The sequence below is a fragment of the Parahaliea mediterranea genome (assembly GCF_017255185.1).
Classification (GTDB): domain Bacteria; phylum Pseudomonadota; class Gammaproteobacteria; order Pseudomonadales; family Halieaceae; genus JAFKCZ01.
This window is the reverse complement of record NZ_JAFKCZ010000012.1, coordinates 82185-97650: the sequence shown is the minus strand read 5'-3', so window position 1 is coordinate 97650 and position 15466 is coordinate 82185. Positions and strand designations below refer to the sequence as shown.

General features: G+C 67.2%; 13 protein-coding genes. 8 read left to right on the top strand and 5 right to left on the bottom strand.

Annotated features, from left to right (window positions below; all coding sequences use genetic code 11):
• Window positions 1-89: 89 nt before the first annotated feature.
• From JYP50_RS16140 to JYP50_RS16120, 5 genes are all read left to right on the top strand, one after another.
• A complete protein-coding gene (locus tag JYP50_RS16140; RefSeq protein WP_206561586.1) occupies window positions 90-1103 on the top strand; it encodes an AraC family transcriptional regulator in 1014 nt (337 codons plus the stop codon).
• 76 nt (window positions 1104-1179) lie between these two features.
• Window positions 1180-2607 (top strand): aldehyde dehydrogenase family protein, encoded by a 1428-nt coding sequence (locus JYP50_RS16135; protein WP_206561585.1) that lies wholly within the window; start codon window positions 1180-1182, stop codon window positions 2605-2607.
• A gap of 1 nt (window position 2608) precedes the next feature.
• Window positions 2609-4099 (top strand): glycerol kinase GlpK, encoded by a 1491-nt coding sequence (gene glpK, locus JYP50_RS16130; RefSeq protein ID WP_206561584.1) that lies wholly within the window; start codon window positions 2609-2611, stop codon window positions 4097-4099.
• Window positions 4100-4185: 86 nt separating this feature from the next.
• Window positions 4186-5466, top strand: a complete 1281-nt coding sequence (locus tag JYP50_RS16125) for a pyridoxal phosphate-dependent aminotransferase (RefSeq protein ID WP_206561583.1) — start codon at window positions 4186-4188, stop codon at window positions 5464-5466.
• Between the two features lie 62 nt (window positions 5467-5528).
• Window positions 5529-5714, top strand: a complete 186-nt coding sequence (locus JYP50_RS16120; RefSeq protein ID WP_206561582.1) for a hypothetical protein — start codon at window positions 5529-5531, stop codon at window positions 5712-5714.
• A gap of 18 nt (window positions 5715-5732) precedes the next feature.
• Here the strand turns inward: JYP50_RS16120 and JYP50_RS16115 are convergent, their stop codons facing one another.
• Entirely contained in the window at window positions 5733-6395 is a 663-nt protein-coding gene (locus JYP50_RS16115; RefSeq protein ID WP_206561581.1) for a TetR/AcrR family transcriptional regulator, read from the bottom strand.
• A 158-nt stretch (window positions 6396-6553) separates the two neighbouring features.
• Between JYP50_RS16115 and JYP50_RS16110 the strand changes: the two genes are divergently transcribed.
• Genes JYP50_RS16110 through JYP50_RS16100 form a run of 3 tightly spaced genes read left to right on the top strand, consistent with a single transcriptional unit; the run spans window position 6554 to window position 10657 of the window.
• Window positions 6554-7633: an HlyD family secretion protein gene (locus JYP50_RS16110; protein ID WP_206561580.1), complete on the top strand. Its 1080-nt coding sequence runs from the start codon at window positions 6554-6556 to the stop codon at window positions 7631-7633.
• Complete coding sequence (locus JYP50_RS16105; protein ID WP_206561579.1) at window positions 7633-9210, top strand: DHA2 family efflux MFS transporter permease subunit; 1578 nt, start codon at window positions 7633-7635, stop codon at window positions 9208-9210. Before JYP50_RS16110 ends, JYP50_RS16105 begins: the two co-directional genes overlap by 1 nt.
• Window position 9211: 1 nt before the next feature.
• Entirely contained in the window at window positions 9212-10657 is a 1446-nt protein-coding gene (locus tag JYP50_RS16100) for an efflux transporter outer membrane subunit (RefSeq protein WP_206561578.1), read from the top strand.
• Between the two features lie 16 nt (window positions 10658-10673).
• On the opposite strand, the gene JYP50_RS16095 is transcribed toward JYP50_RS16100, so the two are convergent.
• The 4 genes from JYP50_RS16095 to pspF all read right to left on the bottom strand — a co-directional run bounded on the left by JYP50_RS16095 (window position 10674) and on the right by pspF (window position 15406).
• On the bottom strand, window positions 10674-11993 hold the full coding sequence (locus tag JYP50_RS16095) for an aminotransferase class III-fold pyridoxal phosphate-dependent enzyme (RefSeq protein ID WP_206561577.1): 1320 nt from the start codon (window positions 11991-11993) through the stop codon (window positions 10674-10676).
• A 25-nt stretch (window positions 11994-12018) separates the two neighbouring features.
• Complete coding sequence (locus JYP50_RS16090; RefSeq protein WP_206561576.1) at window positions 12019-13482, bottom strand: succinate-semialdehyde dehydrogenase; 1464 nt, start codon at window positions 13480-13482, stop codon at window positions 12019-12021.
• 80 nt (window positions 13483-13562) lie between these two features.
• The gene (locus JYP50_RS16085; protein ID WP_206561575.1) at window positions 13563-14396 is read right to left on the bottom strand and encodes a LuxR C-terminal-related transcriptional regulator; all 834 of its coding nucleotides are present in this window, start codon (window positions 14394-14396) and stop codon (window positions 13563-13565) included.
• Window positions 14393-15406, bottom strand: a complete 1014-nt coding sequence (gene pspF, locus JYP50_RS16080; protein WP_206561574.1) for a phage shock protein operon transcriptional activator — start codon at window positions 15404-15406, stop codon at window positions 14393-14395. The genes JYP50_RS16085 and pspF overlap by 4 nt, the downstream gene beginning before the upstream one ends.
• Window positions 15407-15466 lie beyond the last annotated feature (60 nt).

Below are 15466 nucleotides of genomic sequence, written 5' to 3'. Positions count from 1 at the left end.
CCAAAACTTAATCCTACACGACAGCGTGTGGTTAATCACTGCGCAATATCGCCGGACAAACCCCCGCTGCCAGGAGAAATTACCCCTAGATGACAGTTCTCGCCGACCTGCGACGCCCCGGTATCGCCACCCACTTCGCCCGGGTCCTGACCCTGCGCGCCGCCGAACTGGGGGTGCCGGAAGAGCGGCTGCTGGGGGCGGTGCGCCTCAACCGGCGTTTGCTGGAGGAGGACCGGGTGCGCATCAGCCCGGTGCAGCTGGGCGCGCTGATGCGCACGGTGTGGCGGGAGCTGGACGACGAGCTGATGGGGCTCGGCGCCGGGGCTCACCGCTTTGGCACCTTTGCGCTGATGGCCCGGCAAATGGTCGACAGCGCGACCCTGGGGGAGGCGCTGCGCTATTCGGTGCGCTTTTTCAACCTGACCTCGCCGGCCCTGCGCTGGCAGCTCAGTGAGTCGCCCCACTGCCAGCTGGCCCTGCGCCTGGTCGAGCCGGAACGGGATCGGGAACACCTGTTGGAGGAGTTCATGCTGCTGGTGTTGCATCGATTCTGCAACTGGCTGGTGGGCGAGCGCATGCCCCTGCGCCTGACCGATTTCGCCTTTGAGCCACCGCCCCACCGCGGCGAGTACCGCCTGATGTTTCCCGGTCAGTTACGGTACCGCAGGCCGATCAGCGCCATTACCGTCGACGCCGCCTGGCTGGAGGCGCCGGTGATCCGCTCCCGCCATGACCTGCGACGCTACCTGCAAGTCCTGCCGGACGAGTGGTTTATCAAGCAGATTTTTGACGGCAGTGTCAGCGCGCGGGTGCTGCGTGCCCTGGCGGAACATTCCGCCGCGCTCAACCTGGACGAGTTGGCCCGCAGCTGGCATGTGAGCAGCCGCACCCTGCACCGGCAGCTCAAGCGCGAGGGCAACAGCTTCCGGCGCCTGCGCGAACAGTACCGGCGCGAGCGCGCGGAGACGCTGTTGCTGGAAGATAGCTGCGCGGTGGGCGAGGTGGCGCGCGCGCTGGCAATGACGGAACCCGCCTTCAGCCGCGCGTTCAAACAGTGGACGGGGATGTCGCCGCTGGCGTATCGCCGGGCGCGGCGTCGATAACCCCAAGGGGTGGTACTCACACATCTATTGGGTGCTACACTTACCGCCTTTCATTCCAGTACACGGAGAATTCAGCATGCACCAGTACACGCAGTTTTACATCGATGGCCAGTGGGTCGATCCGGTTACCCCGAAGACCCTCGAAGTGATCAACCCGGCGACGGAAGAGACCTGCGCGGTGATCAGCATCGGCTCCGAGGCGGATGTTGACAAGGCCGTGGCCGCGGCCCGCAGGGCCTTTGAAAGTTACGGCTACAGCCCGCGCCAGCAGCGGGTGGAACTGCTGGAGGCCTGCGTCGCGGTGTACCAGAAGCGTTTCAATGACATCGCCGCGGCGATCAGCGAGGAGATGGGCGCGCCCAAATCCCTCGCGGTAACCGCCCAGGCCGGCACCGGGCTGGGCCACCTGAAAGAGGCGGCCCGGGTGCTCAAGAACTTCGAGTTCGAGGAGGACCTCGGCCAGCATCGCGTGTTCAAGGAGCCCATCGGCGTGTGCGGCCTGATCACCCCCTGGAACTGGCCGGTGAACCAGATCGGCTGCAAGGTGGCCCCCGCGCTGGCGGTGGGTTGCACGATGATCCTGAAACCGAGCGAAGTGGCGCCGCTGTCCGCCTATGTCTGGACCCAGATCATTGAAGAGGCCGGCGTGCCGGCTGGCGTGTTCAACATGGTCAACGGCGACGGCCCCGGGGTCGGCACCGCGCTGAGCAAGCATCCCGGCGTGGACATGATGTCCTTTACCGGTTCCACCCGCGCCGGCACCCTGGTGGCCCAGAACGCGGCGCCCACGGTGAAGCGGGTTGCCCAGGAGCTGGGCGGTAAGTCCCCCAATATCGTGCTCGACGATGCCGACCTGGAGAAAGCGGTGACCCAGGGTGTCATGCACATGTACGTGAACACCGGCCAGTCCTGCAACGCGCCCTCGCGCATGCTGGTGCCCCGGGCCAAGCTGGAGCAGGCCGAAGCCATCGCCCGCGCGGCGACCGAGAAGGTCGTGGTCGGCAATCCCGCCAGCGACGAGACCACCATGGGCCCGGTGGTCTCCGAGTTGCAGTTCAACAAGATCCAGGACCTGATCCAGAAGGGCATCGACGAGGGCGCCAAGCTGGTGGTGGGCGGTACCGGCCGGCCGGAGGGCCTGGAAAAAGGCTACTTCGTCAAGCCGACGGTATTCTCCGGCGTCAACAACGAGATGACCATCGCCCGGGAGGAGATCTTCGGCCCGGTGCTGGTGCTCATTCCCTACGACAGCGAGGAGGAGGCCATCCGTATCGCCAACGATACCCCCTACGGTCTGGCGGGCTATGTGCAGAGCGGCGATATCGATCACGCGCGCCAGGTAGCCTCGCGCATCCGCGCCGGCAATGTCCACATCAACGGTGCCTCCGGCGGCTTCAACGTGCCCTTCGGCGGCTACAAGCAGTCCGGCAACGGTCGCGAGTGGGGCCATCACGGCTTCACCGACTTCCTGGAGATCAAGGCGGTAGAGGGTTACGCCGCCTGATATGGGGGACTTCATCCTCGCCATCGATCAGGGTACGACCGGTAGCACGGTCGCCCTGATGGATGCCGGTGGCCGGCTGCGGGCCAGCGTTAACCACGAGTTTACGCAGCATTACCCGCAGCCGGGCTGGGTGGAACATCGCCCGGCGGATATCTGGGCGTCGGTGCGCAAGGGCATCCGCGCGGTGCTGCGCAAGCGCCTGTGCCGGCCCTCTGATATCGCCGCGATCGGCATCACCAATCAGCGCGAGACCGCCATGCTGTGGGACCGCGATTCTGGCGAGGCCCTCAACAATGCCGTGGTCTGGCAGTGCCGGCGCACCACCGACTTTTGCGAAGCATTGAAGTCCGCCGGGCATGAAAAAATGGTCCGGCGCAAATCCGGTTTGTTGCTGGACCCCTATTTTTCCGCCAGCAAGTTCCGCTGGCTGCTGCGCAACACCCGCGGGGTGGGGCGCAAGCTGAAGGCGGGAAAGGTGCTCGGCGGTACCGTCGACAGTTACCTGGTGTGGCAGTTGAGTGGCGGCGGGGCCCACGTCAGCGATGTCTCCAACGCCTCCCGCACTTCGTTGATGAACCTGGGCAGCCTGGGCTGGGACAGCGAACTGCTGGAGCTGTTCGAGGTGCCCGCGGACATTCTCCCGCGCATCGTGCCCTCCAGTGGCGTGCTCGCGCACACCAGGGGCGTGAAGGGCCTGCCCGACGGCATTCCCATCGCCGGTATCGCCGGGGACCAGCAGGCGGCGCTGTTCGGCCAGGCCTGCTTCACCCCGGGCGACGCCAAGTGCACTTTCGGCACCGGCTCCTTTATTGTCATGAACACCGGCGGCGAGCTGCTGTATTCCCGCTCCAATCTTCTGACCACCCTGGCCTGGCAGCTGGGCGAGACCGGCAAGCCGGTCTACGCCCTCGAGGGCGGCGCCTTTGTCTGCGGCGCCGCCGTGCAGTGGCTGCGTGACGGGTTGCAGATCATCAAGCGCGCCGGCGAGGTGGAAACCCTCGCCCGCCAGGTCGAGGACCACGGCGGTGTCGAGTTTGTACCGGCCCTGACCGGGCTCGGCGCGCCACACTGGGCGCCGGAGGCCCGCGGCATGCTCTGCGGCCTGACCCGCGGCAGCGGGCGCGGGCATATCGCCCGCGCGACCCTCGACGCCATGGCGCTGCAAAACGCCGATATCCTGATGGCCATGGAACGCGACCTCGGCAAGCGCATGAAGCCCCTGCGGGTGGACGGCGGCGCCGCCGCCAACGACCTGCTGATGCAGATCCAGGCGGACGTGCTGGGGCGCAAGTTGATCCGGCCGCGGGTGATCGAAACCACCGTGGCCGGCGCCAGCTACCTGGCGGGGCTCGGCGTGGGCCTGTGGAGCGGCGTGGGCGAGATCCGCAAGATCTGGGAGGCCGAGCAGGAATTCCGGGTGAAAATGACGCCCCACCGGCGGCGCCAGCGTTTCGCCAGCTGGCAGAAGGCGCTGGAGCGCACCTTGCTCTGAGCGTCTACAATCCCTTGAGGCAGCCGAAGACTGCATAGGGTTCCTGCAGTCCTTGGCAGGCATTCATTCGCGCACTCGACATCGCCATGACTGAACAGCGCTCCCCCGAGGTCTACCTCAATCTCAATGTCCGGGGCATGGGCCATTCGGCCACCCTGGCTATCAACGAACACTCCCGGCGGTTGCTCGCCCAGGGCCGGCGGGTATATCGCCTCGGTCTCGGGCAGTCGCCGTTTCCGGTGCCGGAGCATGTGCGAGACAGCCTGGCGCGCAACGCCCACCAGAAGGACTACCTGCCGGTCATGGGCCTGCAGGCCCTGCGCGAGGCGGTGGTCGCCTGGGTCAAGCGCACCGAGGGCCTGGACTACGCGGCGGACAACGTCCTGGTGGGCCCCGGCACCAAGGAACTGATGTTCCTGATGCAGCTGGTGTACTACGGCGACCTGGTGATCCCCTCGCCGTCCTGGGTTTCCTACGCGCCGCAGGCGCGTATTATCGGGCGCCACATCCACTGGCTGCGAACGCGGCCGGAAGCGGGCCTGGGGGTGGAGCCCGACGCGCTGGAGGAATTGTGCGCGCGGGACCCCAATCGCCCCCGCTTACTGATATTGAACTCGCCGGGCAATCCCACCGGACATTGCTACGACGCGGCGCAATTGCAGGCCCTGACAGCGGTGTTGCGCAAATACCGCGTGTTGGTGCTGTCCGACGAGATCTACAGCGGTACGCATTACACGAACCAGCACGTATCCCTGGCCCGCTACTATCCGGAGGGCACGATAATCAGCAACGGCCTCAGCAAGTGGTGTGGCGCCGGCGGCTGGCGCCTGGGCTTCCTGGTTTTTCCCGAGGGCCTGTCCTGGCTGGCAAAGGCCATGGCGGCGGTCGCCAGCGAGACCTTTACCTCCACCGCCGCGCCGATTCAGTACGCCGCGGTTACCGCGCTGGAGGAGCGGCCCGAGATGCGCGATTACCTGGCGCATAGCCGGCGGGTACTCGGCGCGCTGTCTTCGCATGCCAGGCGCACTTTGACCGCCGCGGGGGCGACGGTGAATCGCGCCGCCGGCGGATTTTACCTCTTTCCCCATTTCGAGCGGCACCGGCCGCGCCTGGAAGCCCGGGGCATCGTCGATGGCGCGGCGCTCTGCCAAACGCTGCTGGAGGATACCGGCGTCGCGGTGCTGCCCGGCCAGTGCTTCGGACGGCCGCCGGGGGAGTTGTCAATGCGGCTGGCGATCGTTGACTTTGACGGCGCGGGGGCGCTGGAGGCGGCTGTCGGGGAAGCCGTCGATGACGCCTTCGTGACGCGGCATTGCGCGCGCGTTACCGACGCGGTCGAGCAATTGGCGCGCTGGGTCGAGCAATAGCGATCCCCGGGCCGGCCGCACTGCTACAATGCCCTGGACTCAAATAGCCTGACGGGTGGACCATGGCCGATATCCTGCCTTTTCGCAAACCTTCCCCGGCGTCCAGGAATAAGGGCGGTACCCTCTGTCGCCACGGCCACCACAAATGGGTGGTGGACAAGGAGAAGCAGTTCGACGTCAGGCAGGGCAAGCTGGTGACTCGCTATCGTTGCAGTCGCTGCGGCAAGGAACGGGTAAAAGCCCACTGACAGGACAGCGGGCGTCCGTCAGCAGTCCGTTCTTGCCCCCTCCAGGAATGCCGACACCGCCGCCTCGACGTAGCGCTGTTGTGTTTCCCTGTCCGCCACCTCGTTGTGGAACAGGGCGCGGAAGTGCAGGTCGCCCTTGGCCAGCTCCAGGAATTGGCGCGCGCTGATTTCCGGGTCCGAAAGCGTGAGTTGGCCGGCGTCGATGGCGGCGCGGAAATACTGCAGCATCAAGTCGTAGGTGCGCTCCGGTCCCGAGGCCATGAAAGTCCGGCCCAGTTCCGGGCAGTGCGTGGACTCGGCGATGACCAGACGCAGCAGCGCCATGCGTCGCGGGGAGATCAACCTTTCCAGGAATTGCCCGCCGACCAGGCGCAGGGCCTGCTCGGGCGATTCCCGCAGGAGTTGTTCCGGGCTGGGGAGGGACTCGAACATGTCCCGGCAGGCCTCGGAAACCGCGGCGCGCAGCAGGCCCTCCTTGCCGCCGAAAGTCTGGTAGATCGTGCGGCGCGACCCCCCGGCCCGTTCAATGACCCTGTCCAGTGAAGTCGCCGCAAACCCGTCTTGCAGGAACAGGTCCAGCGCGGCCTCCAGCACGGCCTTGCGTCGCTGGGCGCCCCGGCGAGTGGGGGCCCCGATGATGTCTTCCTGGCGACTGATCGCGGCCCCGGCAGATTTAGGCATGCAGTTACTCCTGTTCTCGTTTTGTGGATGTTGGCACATCGACGGGATGAGTGAATGGTAACAAAGGTTCTTGACCAGGTACGGTACTATACAATACCATCTTCGGCGCAATTGGTACCAGTCGGTACCAAAAGGTCGCCGACAGGGAGTGCGATGCAATGACTACCGATTCCGCCAGGCTGAAACTCGTGCTGCTGGCGCTCGTGCTGGCGCTGGCCGGCGCCGGCTTCGCCGTGTACTGGCTGATGTTCAGCCGCTTTATCGAAACCACCGACAATGCCTACGTGGAGGCCGATATGTCGGTCGTCGCGCCGCGGATCGCGGGTTATGTGGCGGCGGTGCTGGTGGCGGAAAACACCGCCGTGGAGGCCGGCCAGGCGCTGCTGCGCATCGAGGACGGCGACTACCGCGCGCGCCTGGATCGGGCGGCGGCGGTGTTGTCGTCCCGTCGCGCGGCCCTGGCCACCCTGGAGAGCGAGATCGATCTGCAGCACTCGCTTATTCGCCAGGCGGAGGCGGACGAGGCCAGCGCCGTGGCCGAGCAGCGGCGGGCCAACAGCGACAGCCAGCGCTACGCGGACCTCGTCGACGCCCGCGCCGCCAGTCGCCAGCAACTGGACAGCGCCATTGCCCAGGCGAGCCAGGCCGCGGCGGGGGTCGATGCGACACGCGCCAAGCTCGGCGCCGAGCGCCAGCGCCTGGCGGTGATGCGGGCGCGGCGCGTGGAGATCGAGGCGACCCTGGCGGAGGCCCGGGCCAACCTGGAGCTGGCGCGTATCGACCTCGACAACACCGTGATAAAGGCGCCGATGGATGGCGTGGTGGGTAACAAGCATGTGGAGGTCGGGCAATACCTGCAGCCGGGGGTTCAGGTACTGACCGTGGTGCCTCTCGGGGCGGTGCACGTAACCGCGAATTTCAAGGAAACCCAGCTGGCCGGGATCGCTGTCGGCCAGCCCGTGACGCTGGCGGTGGACGCCTACGGCGGCACCGAGGTGGAGGGGGTTGTCGAAAGTTTTTCACCCGCCGCGGGTTCGCGCTTCAGCCTGTTGCCGCCGGAGAACGCCACCGGCAATTTCACCAAGATCGTGCAAAGGATTCCGGTGCGCATACGCATTTCGGCGGATAGCGCGCTGGTCGGACGACTGCGCCCGGGCATGTCGGTCGTGGCCTCGGTGGATACGCGGGAGGCGCAAAGCCCGCTCGCCGGGCGGCTCGCCCAGGCCGGCGGCCGGTAGTGAGCGCGACCGCACCCGCGTCCGCTGGCGGCGCTGAAGCCGCCGCCGGCATGTCGACGCCCTTGCTGGTGGGCTGGGTGGCGATGGTGGTGGGGATGTTCCTGGCCATCCTCGATATCCAGATCGTCGCCAGTTCGCTGTCGGAAATCCAGGCCGGTCTCGCGGCCAGCCCCGACGAGATCAGCTGGATCCAGACCGCCTACCTGATCGCCGAGGTGATCATGATCCCCCTGTCCGGCTACCTGGCGCGGATGTGGGGCAGCCGGCGCCTGTTTGTGCTCTCCGCCGCGGGCTTCACCCTCGCCAGCCTGGCCTGCGCCTTCGCCTGGTCGCTGGAGTCACTGATCGTCATGCGCGCGATCCAGGGCTTTATCGGCGGCGGCATGATCCCCTGCGTGTTCGCTTCGGTCTACCTGGTCTTTCCCGCCGCGCGCCAGCCGGCGGCGAGCGTGGCGGTGGGGATGATCGTGACCCTGGCGCCGGCGGTGGGCCCCACCCTCGGCGGTTTTATCACCGAGTCCCTGTCCTGGCACTGGCTGTTCCTGATCAACGTGGTGCCGGGCCTGGTGGTGATCCTGCTGGTGTCGTCGATGCCGGACTTCGATCGCGGCGATCCCTCCCTGGCCCGCGGCTTCGACAGCCTCGGCCTGGTGCTGATGGCGCTGTTTCTCGGCGGCCTGGAATTCGTGCTCGACGAGGGCCCCCGCGACGACTGGTTCGACGAGCCGGTGATCACCCTGTGGTCGGCGATCAGCCTGCTGGCGGGCGCGCTGTTCCTGTGGCGCTGCTTCAGCTATTACCGGCCGATTGTCGACTTGCGGATATTCGCCAACCGCAACTTCGCCCTGGGTTGCCTGCTAGCCGGCGTGCTGGGACTCGGCCTGTTTGGCGGCGTGTATATCACGCCCCTCTATCTGTCGCGGGTGCAGGGGTTCAACGCCTACCAGATTGGCATGGTGATGAGCGTCATGGGGATCTTCATGTTTATCACCGCTCCGGTGGCGGGCAAGCTCGCCGAGCGGGTGGGGACGCGGGCCGTACTCTTCGTCGGCATCCTGCTGGCGGGCATCGGCCTGCTGGGCGCGGGTTCCTTCAGTGCCGATTCGGCGCGCGACGCTTTGTTCTGGCCGCAGGCGCTGCGGGGAATGGGCCTGGTCACAATGATTGTGACGCTCAACAAGGTGGCCCTGGCCACCCTGGCGCCGGAGCAGCTGAGCAATGCCAGCGGCCTGTACAACCTGGCGCGCAACATGGGCGGCGCGCTGGGGCTGGCGGCGATCAATACCCTGCTGGACGGCCGCTTCGATCTGCATTTCGCGAGGCTGGGTGATTGGCTCGATCCCGCGCGGCCGGAATACCAGGCCTTTGGCCAGCGCGTCGGCCAGGCGCTGGGCGGCGACCCCACGGCGCAGGGTGGGGTTGTGTTGGAAATGGCGCGCCAGCTGGCCCATCGCGAGGCCCTGGTGATGACGTTCAATGACGTACACACACTGATGGGGCTCTGTTTTGCCCTGGCGCTATTACTGGTGCCATTGCTGAAGCGCCCCCGGCAGTTGCTAACCGCAGGAGCTCACTGAGGTGAATAGGACATGTAGGAAACCAGGCGCCGACAGGCGGCGAGTCGGCTCCCGTTGCGCGGCAACGCTGTTGGCGGGCGCGCTGTTGGCCGGCTGTGCCGTCGGGCCGCGGTACCAGCCGCCGTCTATCGATGCCCCCGGGCAGTGGCAGGGGGCCGCGGCCCGGTCCGCGGACCTTGAGGACGCGCAATGGTGGCGCGCCTTCGGCGACCCGCAGCTCGACGCGCTGGTGCAGCGCGCGCTGGAGGCCAATCACGACCTGCGGATGGCGGCACTGCGCGTGCAACAGGCCCGCGCGATCCGCGCGTCCACCGCGGGTGGCGCCTATCCCTCCGCCGATCTCGGCGCCGGTGCCCGTCGTCAACGCTTCAGCGGCAACGGCCCCGACCCGGTGGCTTTTATCCCGGGGCAGTCGTTGAATCAACACGGCTATCGCATGGGGCTGGACCTGGCCTGGGAGCTGGACCTCTTCGGCCATACCCGCCGCCAGGTCGAGGCCGCCGACGCCCGGGTGGAACAGAGCGCGGCGCTGGCGCGGGGCACCGGGTTGATGGTGTCCGCCGAGGTGGCCGCCGCCTACTTCGAGCTGCGCGGCTTGCAGCGCCGCCTGGCGATCACCGCCGACAACATCGCCCTGCAGCGCTCCACCGTCGAATTGGTGGAACGGCAGCTGGGCGCCGGCTTGGTCAGCGAGTTCGATCTCGATCGCGCCCGGGCGCAGCTGCAGCGCACACGCGCCCAACTGCCGGAACTGCGCGGCCAGCGGGGTGCGCTCGCCAATCGCCTGGCGGTGCTATTGGCGCGCACGCCGGGAGAGGTGGCGAACAGCCTGTTCTCCAGCGCGCCGCCGGCGCTGCCGCCGCGGCGCATTCCCGCGGGCCTGCCGTCGGAGGTACTGCAGCGCCGGCCCGATGTGATGGCCGCCGAGCGCGCCCTCGCCGCCGCCACCGCCGATATTGGCGTGGCCACCGCCGCGCTGTTTCCGCGTTTCTCCCTGACCGCCGGACTGGGTCGCGCAAGCAGTCACAGCGACAACTGGCTCGGCAGCGCCAGCGAAACCTACGGCCTGGGCGTGGGGCTGGACTGGCCGGTGTTCGCCGGCGGCGCGCTGCGCGCCGATATCCAGGTGGCCGAGGCGCGCAACAGTGAAGCGGCGCTGCGCTACGAGCAGGTGGTATTGCAGGCACTGGCCGAGGTGGAGACCGCATTGCTGCGCTACAGTGAATCGCTGAACGCCCGCGCCGAACTGGACCGGGCCAGCGATACCAGCGCGCGGGTGGTGCGGCTGGCCAGGCGTCGCTATGAGGAGGGCGTGACGGGCTTTCTCGACGTGCTCGATGCCGAGCGCGAGTTGCGCCGGGCCGAGGACCAGCTCGCCCGGGCGGAAACCGAGAGCCTGCTACAGCTGGTGGCGCTGTACCGGGCTCTCGGCGGTGGCTGGAGCTAGCAAGGAAGGGGGGCGGTTAGCCCAGCACTTCGTTCACACTCTTGCGGAAGCGCTCCGCGAACAGGTCGATCTCGCCCTCGCTGATCGACAGGGGCGGCGACATGACCATGTGGTCGCCCACCGCGCGGCACAGCACGCCGTTGTCGTAGCAGCGCTGGTGGATTTTCGGCCCCAGGGACTTGGCGGGCAGGTCGCCGCTGTCGAAACTCACCGCGCCGAGCAGGCCGTAGTTGCGCACGTCGATCACCTGGGGCAGGTCGCGCATGGCGTGCAGGGTGTCGGCCCAGTGCTCGCCCTTGGCGCCGCCGGCGCAGGTAAACAGGCCCTCGCGCTCGTAGATATCCATGGACGCCAGGCCGGCCGCCGCTGCCACCGGGGTGCCGGCATAGGTGTTGCCGTGGAAGAACTCCGGCACACCCGCCGGGGCGCTGTCGAAGATCGCCTGCTGGATTTCGTCCTTCACGAACACGCCGCCCATCGGCACGGTGCCGCCGTTGATCGCCTTGGCGCTGGTCATGATATCCGGCGTGACGCCAAATTCGGTGGCCGCGAAGGCCGAGCCGGTGCGGCCGAAGCCGGTAATGACCTCGTCGAAGATCAACAGGATATCGTGCTGGTCGCAAAGCTCCCGGGCTTTTTGCAGGTAACCCACCGGCGGCGGCACCATGCCGCCGGCGCCGGAGACAGGCTCGATAATCAGCGCGCAGATGCTGTCGGCGCCGCGCATGGCCACGATCTGTTCAAAGGCCTGCGCCATGCGTTCGGTGCCGTGCTCCGGGCAGCCGCGGCTGAAGGCGTTGCGCGCGATGTCGAGCATGCCCGGGAGGAAATCCACTTCCTGCAGCAAGGGGAAGCCGTGCCGATTGTTGGGCAGGCCCTGCACCGAGGTGCCGCCGACGTTCACGCCGTGATAGCCCTGCTCGCGGGAAATGAAGCGGCTCTTGCCGCCCTTGCCCCGGGCGAACTGGTACAGGTGGGCGATCTTCAGCGCGGTGTCCACCGCCTCGGAACCCGAGTTGGTGAAAAACACCCGGTTGATGCCCTCGGGCAGGTGCCCGGCGATGCGCTCGGCGAACTGGAAGGCCGGGGGCGTGCCGAACTGGAAGGGCGGGGCGTAGTCCAGTTCCATGAGTTGCTTGTGCACGGCGTCGGCGACTTCCCGGCGGCCGTGGCCGATGTTGCAACACCACAGGCCCGCGGTGATGTCGAGGACTTCCTGGCCGTCCTCCTTGTACAGGAAGCTGCCCTCGGCGCGGGTGAAGATCCGCGGGTTGTCGCGGAAGGCCCGCACGTTGGTAAAGGGTTGCCACCAGTTGTCGAGATTGAAATCGCTCATGTCTACTCCTTCGTTGGGGGGCTGGCTAGCGGTCCAGTCCGCCCATCAGCATGTATTTGATTTCCACGTAGTCGTCGATGCCGTACTTGGAACCCTCGCGGCCGCTACCGGACTCCTTGACGCCGCCGAAGGGCGCCATTTCGTTGGAGATGATGCCCTCGTTGATGCCGACGATGCCGTACTCCAGCGCCTCGGCCACGCGCCACACGCGGCCGATATCCCGGGTGTAGAAATAGGAGGCCAGGCCGAACTCGGTATCGTTGGCCATGCGGATCGCGTCCTCCTCGGTGGCAAAGCGCACCACTGGCGCCACCGGGCCGAAAATCTCGTTGCGAAATACCGCCATTTCGGAGCTGACTTCCGTCAGTACGGTCGGCTGGTAAAAGCAGCCACCCAGTTCGTGGGGCGCGCCGCCCAGGGCGACCTGTGCCCCCGAGGACACCGAGGCCTGCACCAGTCCGTCCACGTCGGCGACCGCCTTGGCGTTGACCAGCGGGCCGACGGCGATGCCGTCCTTGAGGCCGTCGCCAACAGTCAATGCCGCGGTGGCCTTCACCAGTTTTTCCACGAAGGCGTCGTAAATGCCATCCTGCACGAGCAGGCGGTTGGAGCAGACGCAGGTCTGGCCGGCGTTGCGGTACTTGGAGGCCACCGCGCCCTGAACCGCGGCGTCGAGGTCGGCGTCGTCGAAGACGATAAAGGGCGCGTTGCCGCCTAGCTCCATGGAGGTCTTTTTCATGGTGGCCGCGCACTGGGCTTCCAGCTGCTTGCCCACCGGCGTGGAGCCGGTGAAGGTCAGCTTGCGCACGATGGGATTGGAGGTCATCTCGCCGCCGATCGCGGAGGAGCTGCCCGCGAGCACATTGATCACCCCGGCGGGTACGCCGGCGCGATGGGCCAGTTCCGCCATGGCGAAGGCCGACAGGGGCGTCTCGCTGGCGGGCTTGATCACTATGCTGCAGCCCGCCGCCAGTGCCGGCGCGGCCTTGCGCGCGATCATTGCGTTGGGGAAATTCCAGGGGGTGATGGCCGCGACCACGCCCACTGGCTGCTTGATGCAGACGATGCGCCGGTCGGCGGTGGGGCCGGGAATGACGTCGCCATCGATGCGCTTGGCTTCCTCGCCGAACCATTCGACAAAGGCGGCGCCGTAGGCCACCTCGCCGCGGGATTCGGCCAGTACCTTGCCCTGTTCCGCGGTCATGATAATGGCCAGGTCCTCCTGGGCGGCCATCATCAGGTCGAACCACTTGCGCAGGATCTGCGCCCGCGCCTTGGCGGGCTGCTGTTTCCACGCTGCCATCGCGCGGTCGGCGGCGGCGATGGCGCGCGCGGTTTCCGCGGCGCCGGTTTTGGCGACCTGCGCGATCTCCTCGCCGGTGGCGGGGTTGTTCACCGCGAAGGTGTCGCCGCTGTCGGCGTCAACCCACTGGCCGTCGATATAGGCCTGGGTTTTCAACAGGGAGGGGTCGGACAGTGAAAGCTTCATGTTCGTATCCTTCTAGATCGGAGTGGCTTTGTTATCAAGCTAGCATAGTGCGCCCGGGGGTGGGGCGGCTATACCTGAAGTCAGGTAGTGGTGTTGATCGCGACCAGGGGGTCGACCCCCGGGCGCAGCGGCTGCGCCAGGGCGTCGAAAAACAGGGAGAACAGCTGGTTGTGGGAAGACAGGCCCAGCTTCTGGTAGATGTTCTTGCGGTGGACCTGCTCGGTCTGGGCGCTGATGCCCAATTCGCGGGCCACGGATTTGGACGGGTAGCCGCGCAGGATCAGCTGCACCACGTCGCGCTCGCGGGGGGTCAGCAGGCTGCTGCCGAAGGCCTGAAGGACCTGCTGTACCTGCCGGTGCAGGCCGCCCTGCTGGCTGGCTCCGGCGGCGAGGCCGCCCGGCCAGTGGCGGCGCGCCAGCGCGGCGACCGTGGCCGCCAGCGCGCGCAGCGCGGCTTTGTCCCGCGACGAGAAGGGCGGCATGGCGGGCGTGCGCTCCAGGGAGATGGCCAGGGGAGTGCCGTCGCCGGTCTCCACCAGGAAGCTGGTGTGGTCGAGCACGCCGTTGTTGCTGTAGTAAAGGGCGTAGTACTCGCTGTCGCGGAAATTGTCCGGCGCGATATCGAGGATGTGGAAGAAGCCGCGCACCCCGGCCTTGGCGCTCAGGTAGAGGGGGGAGAGCAGCCACAGGCCGTCGCGGTAGGCGCCGCCGAAGCCCGGCTGGTCGCCGGCGTGGAGGGCGTTGTGCACCACCAGCAGTTCACCGCTGTCTGGGTAGCCCATGATCACCCCGCTATCGAAGGGGGCCGCCGCGTCGATCAGCGCCAGCAGCGCGGGGCAGAAGTCCTCGCCGCCGAGGGCGTCGATAGCGGGGGGGAGGGCGTCGATGCAGCGCTGCGCCGGGGTCTTGCTCATGATCGGCTCCGGCGGCGCCGGCCGCCCAGTCGGTGTTTGCGTATCAGGCCGCGCAGCTGGTCGTAACTCAAACCCAGGGCCTCGGCCGTCCGGCGCTGATTATGCCCGTTTTCCGCCAGGGCTTCCTCCAGCAGGCGCTTTTCGAAACCCGTCAGGCGCGCGGTGAAATCCGCCGCTGTTCCGTCGTCGCGGGGCGCCTCCGGTTCGGCCGGCGGCGGTGCGTCGCCGGCCGGTTCAAAGGGCGAGACAAAGGGGTCGACCACCACTTCGGCGACCGGCGCGTCCGCCGCGCCCCAGCGGTGCAGGGAGCGCTCCACCGCGTTTTTCAGTTCGCGGATGTTGCCCGGCCAGGGGTAGTCGATGAGGGTCGCCATGGCATCGTCCCCGAAGCCGGGAAAAAACTCCCAGCCGAGCTCCGGGCACATCTGCATGGCGAAGTGCTCCGCCAGCAGGGGAATGTCCTCCCGCCGGTGCCTGAGCGCGGGCAGGTGAATGACGTCGAAGCTGAGGCGGTCCAGCAGGTCGTGGCGAAATTCGCCGCGCTCGGCGAGCTGTCTCAGGTCGGCGTTGGTCGCCGCCACCACGCGCACGTCCACCCGCAGGGTGTCCTGCCCCCCGAGGCGCTCGAATTCGCCGTACTCGACCAGGCGCAGCAGTTTCTCCTGCAGGCGCGGCGACATGGTACCCAGCTCGTCGAGGAACAGGGTGCCGCCGTCGGCGCGCTCGAAGCGGCCCCGGTGGCCGCGGGTGGCGCCGGTAAAGGCCCCGGGTTCGTGGCCGAACAGTTCCGATTCGAGCAGCGACTCCGCCATGGCGGCGCAGTTGACCTTGAGCAGCGGCGAGTCCCAGCGCGGTGACAGGAAGTGCAGGCGCTCGGCGATCAGTTCCTTGCCGGTGCCCCGTGCGCCCAGCACCAGCACCGGCCGGTTGATCGGCGCCAGGCGCGAGACGTGCTCGAGGGCCTGGGCGAGGGCGGCGGAATTGCCGATGATGCTCTCGGGGTGTCGCATATAGGTAAATATAGCCTCTATTTAAAGGTCAATATAGCCTTATTGGAGTTAAAAATGCCT

Coding starts and splice junctions, on each gene's coding strand:
- JYP50_RS16140 (WP_206561586.1), top strand. CDS start 90: ATGACAGTTCTCGCCGACCTGCGACGCCCCGGTATCGCCACCCACTTC.
- JYP50_RS16135 (WP_206561585.1), top strand. CDS start 1,180: ATGCACCAGTACACGCAGTTTTACATCGATGGCCAGTGGGTCGATCCG.
- glpK (WP_206561584.1), top strand. CDS start 2,609: ATGGGGGACTTCATCCTCGCCATCGATCAGGGTACGACCGGTAGCACG.
- JYP50_RS16125 (WP_206561583.1), top strand. CDS start 4,186: ATGACTGAACAGCGCTCCCCCGAGGTCTACCTCAATCTCAATGTCCGG.
- JYP50_RS16120 (WP_206561582.1), top strand. CDS start 5,529: ATGGCCGATATCCTGCCTTTTCGCAAACCTTCCCCGGCGTCCAGGAAT.
- JYP50_RS16115 (WP_206561581.1), bottom strand. CDS start 6,395: ATGCCTAAATCTGCCGGGGCCGCGATCAGTCGCCAGGAAGACATCATC.
- JYP50_RS16110 (WP_206561580.1), top strand. CDS start 6,554: ATGACTACCGATTCCGCCAGGCTGAAACTCGTGCTGCTGGCGCTCGTG.
- JYP50_RS16095 (WP_206561577.1), bottom strand. CDS start 11,993: ATGAGCGATTTCAATCTCGACAACTGGTGGCAACCCTTTACCAACGTG.
- JYP50_RS16090 (WP_206561576.1), bottom strand. CDS start 13,482: ATGAAGCTTTCACTGTCCGACCCCTCCCTGTTGAAAACCCAGGCCTAT.
- JYP50_RS16085 (WP_206561575.1), bottom strand. CDS start 14,396: ATGAGCAAGACCCCGGCGCAGCGCTGCATCGACGCCCTCCCCCCCGCT.
- pspF (WP_206561574.1), bottom strand. CDS start 15,406: ATGCGACACCCCGAGAGCATCATCGGCAATTCCGCCGCCCTCGCCCAG.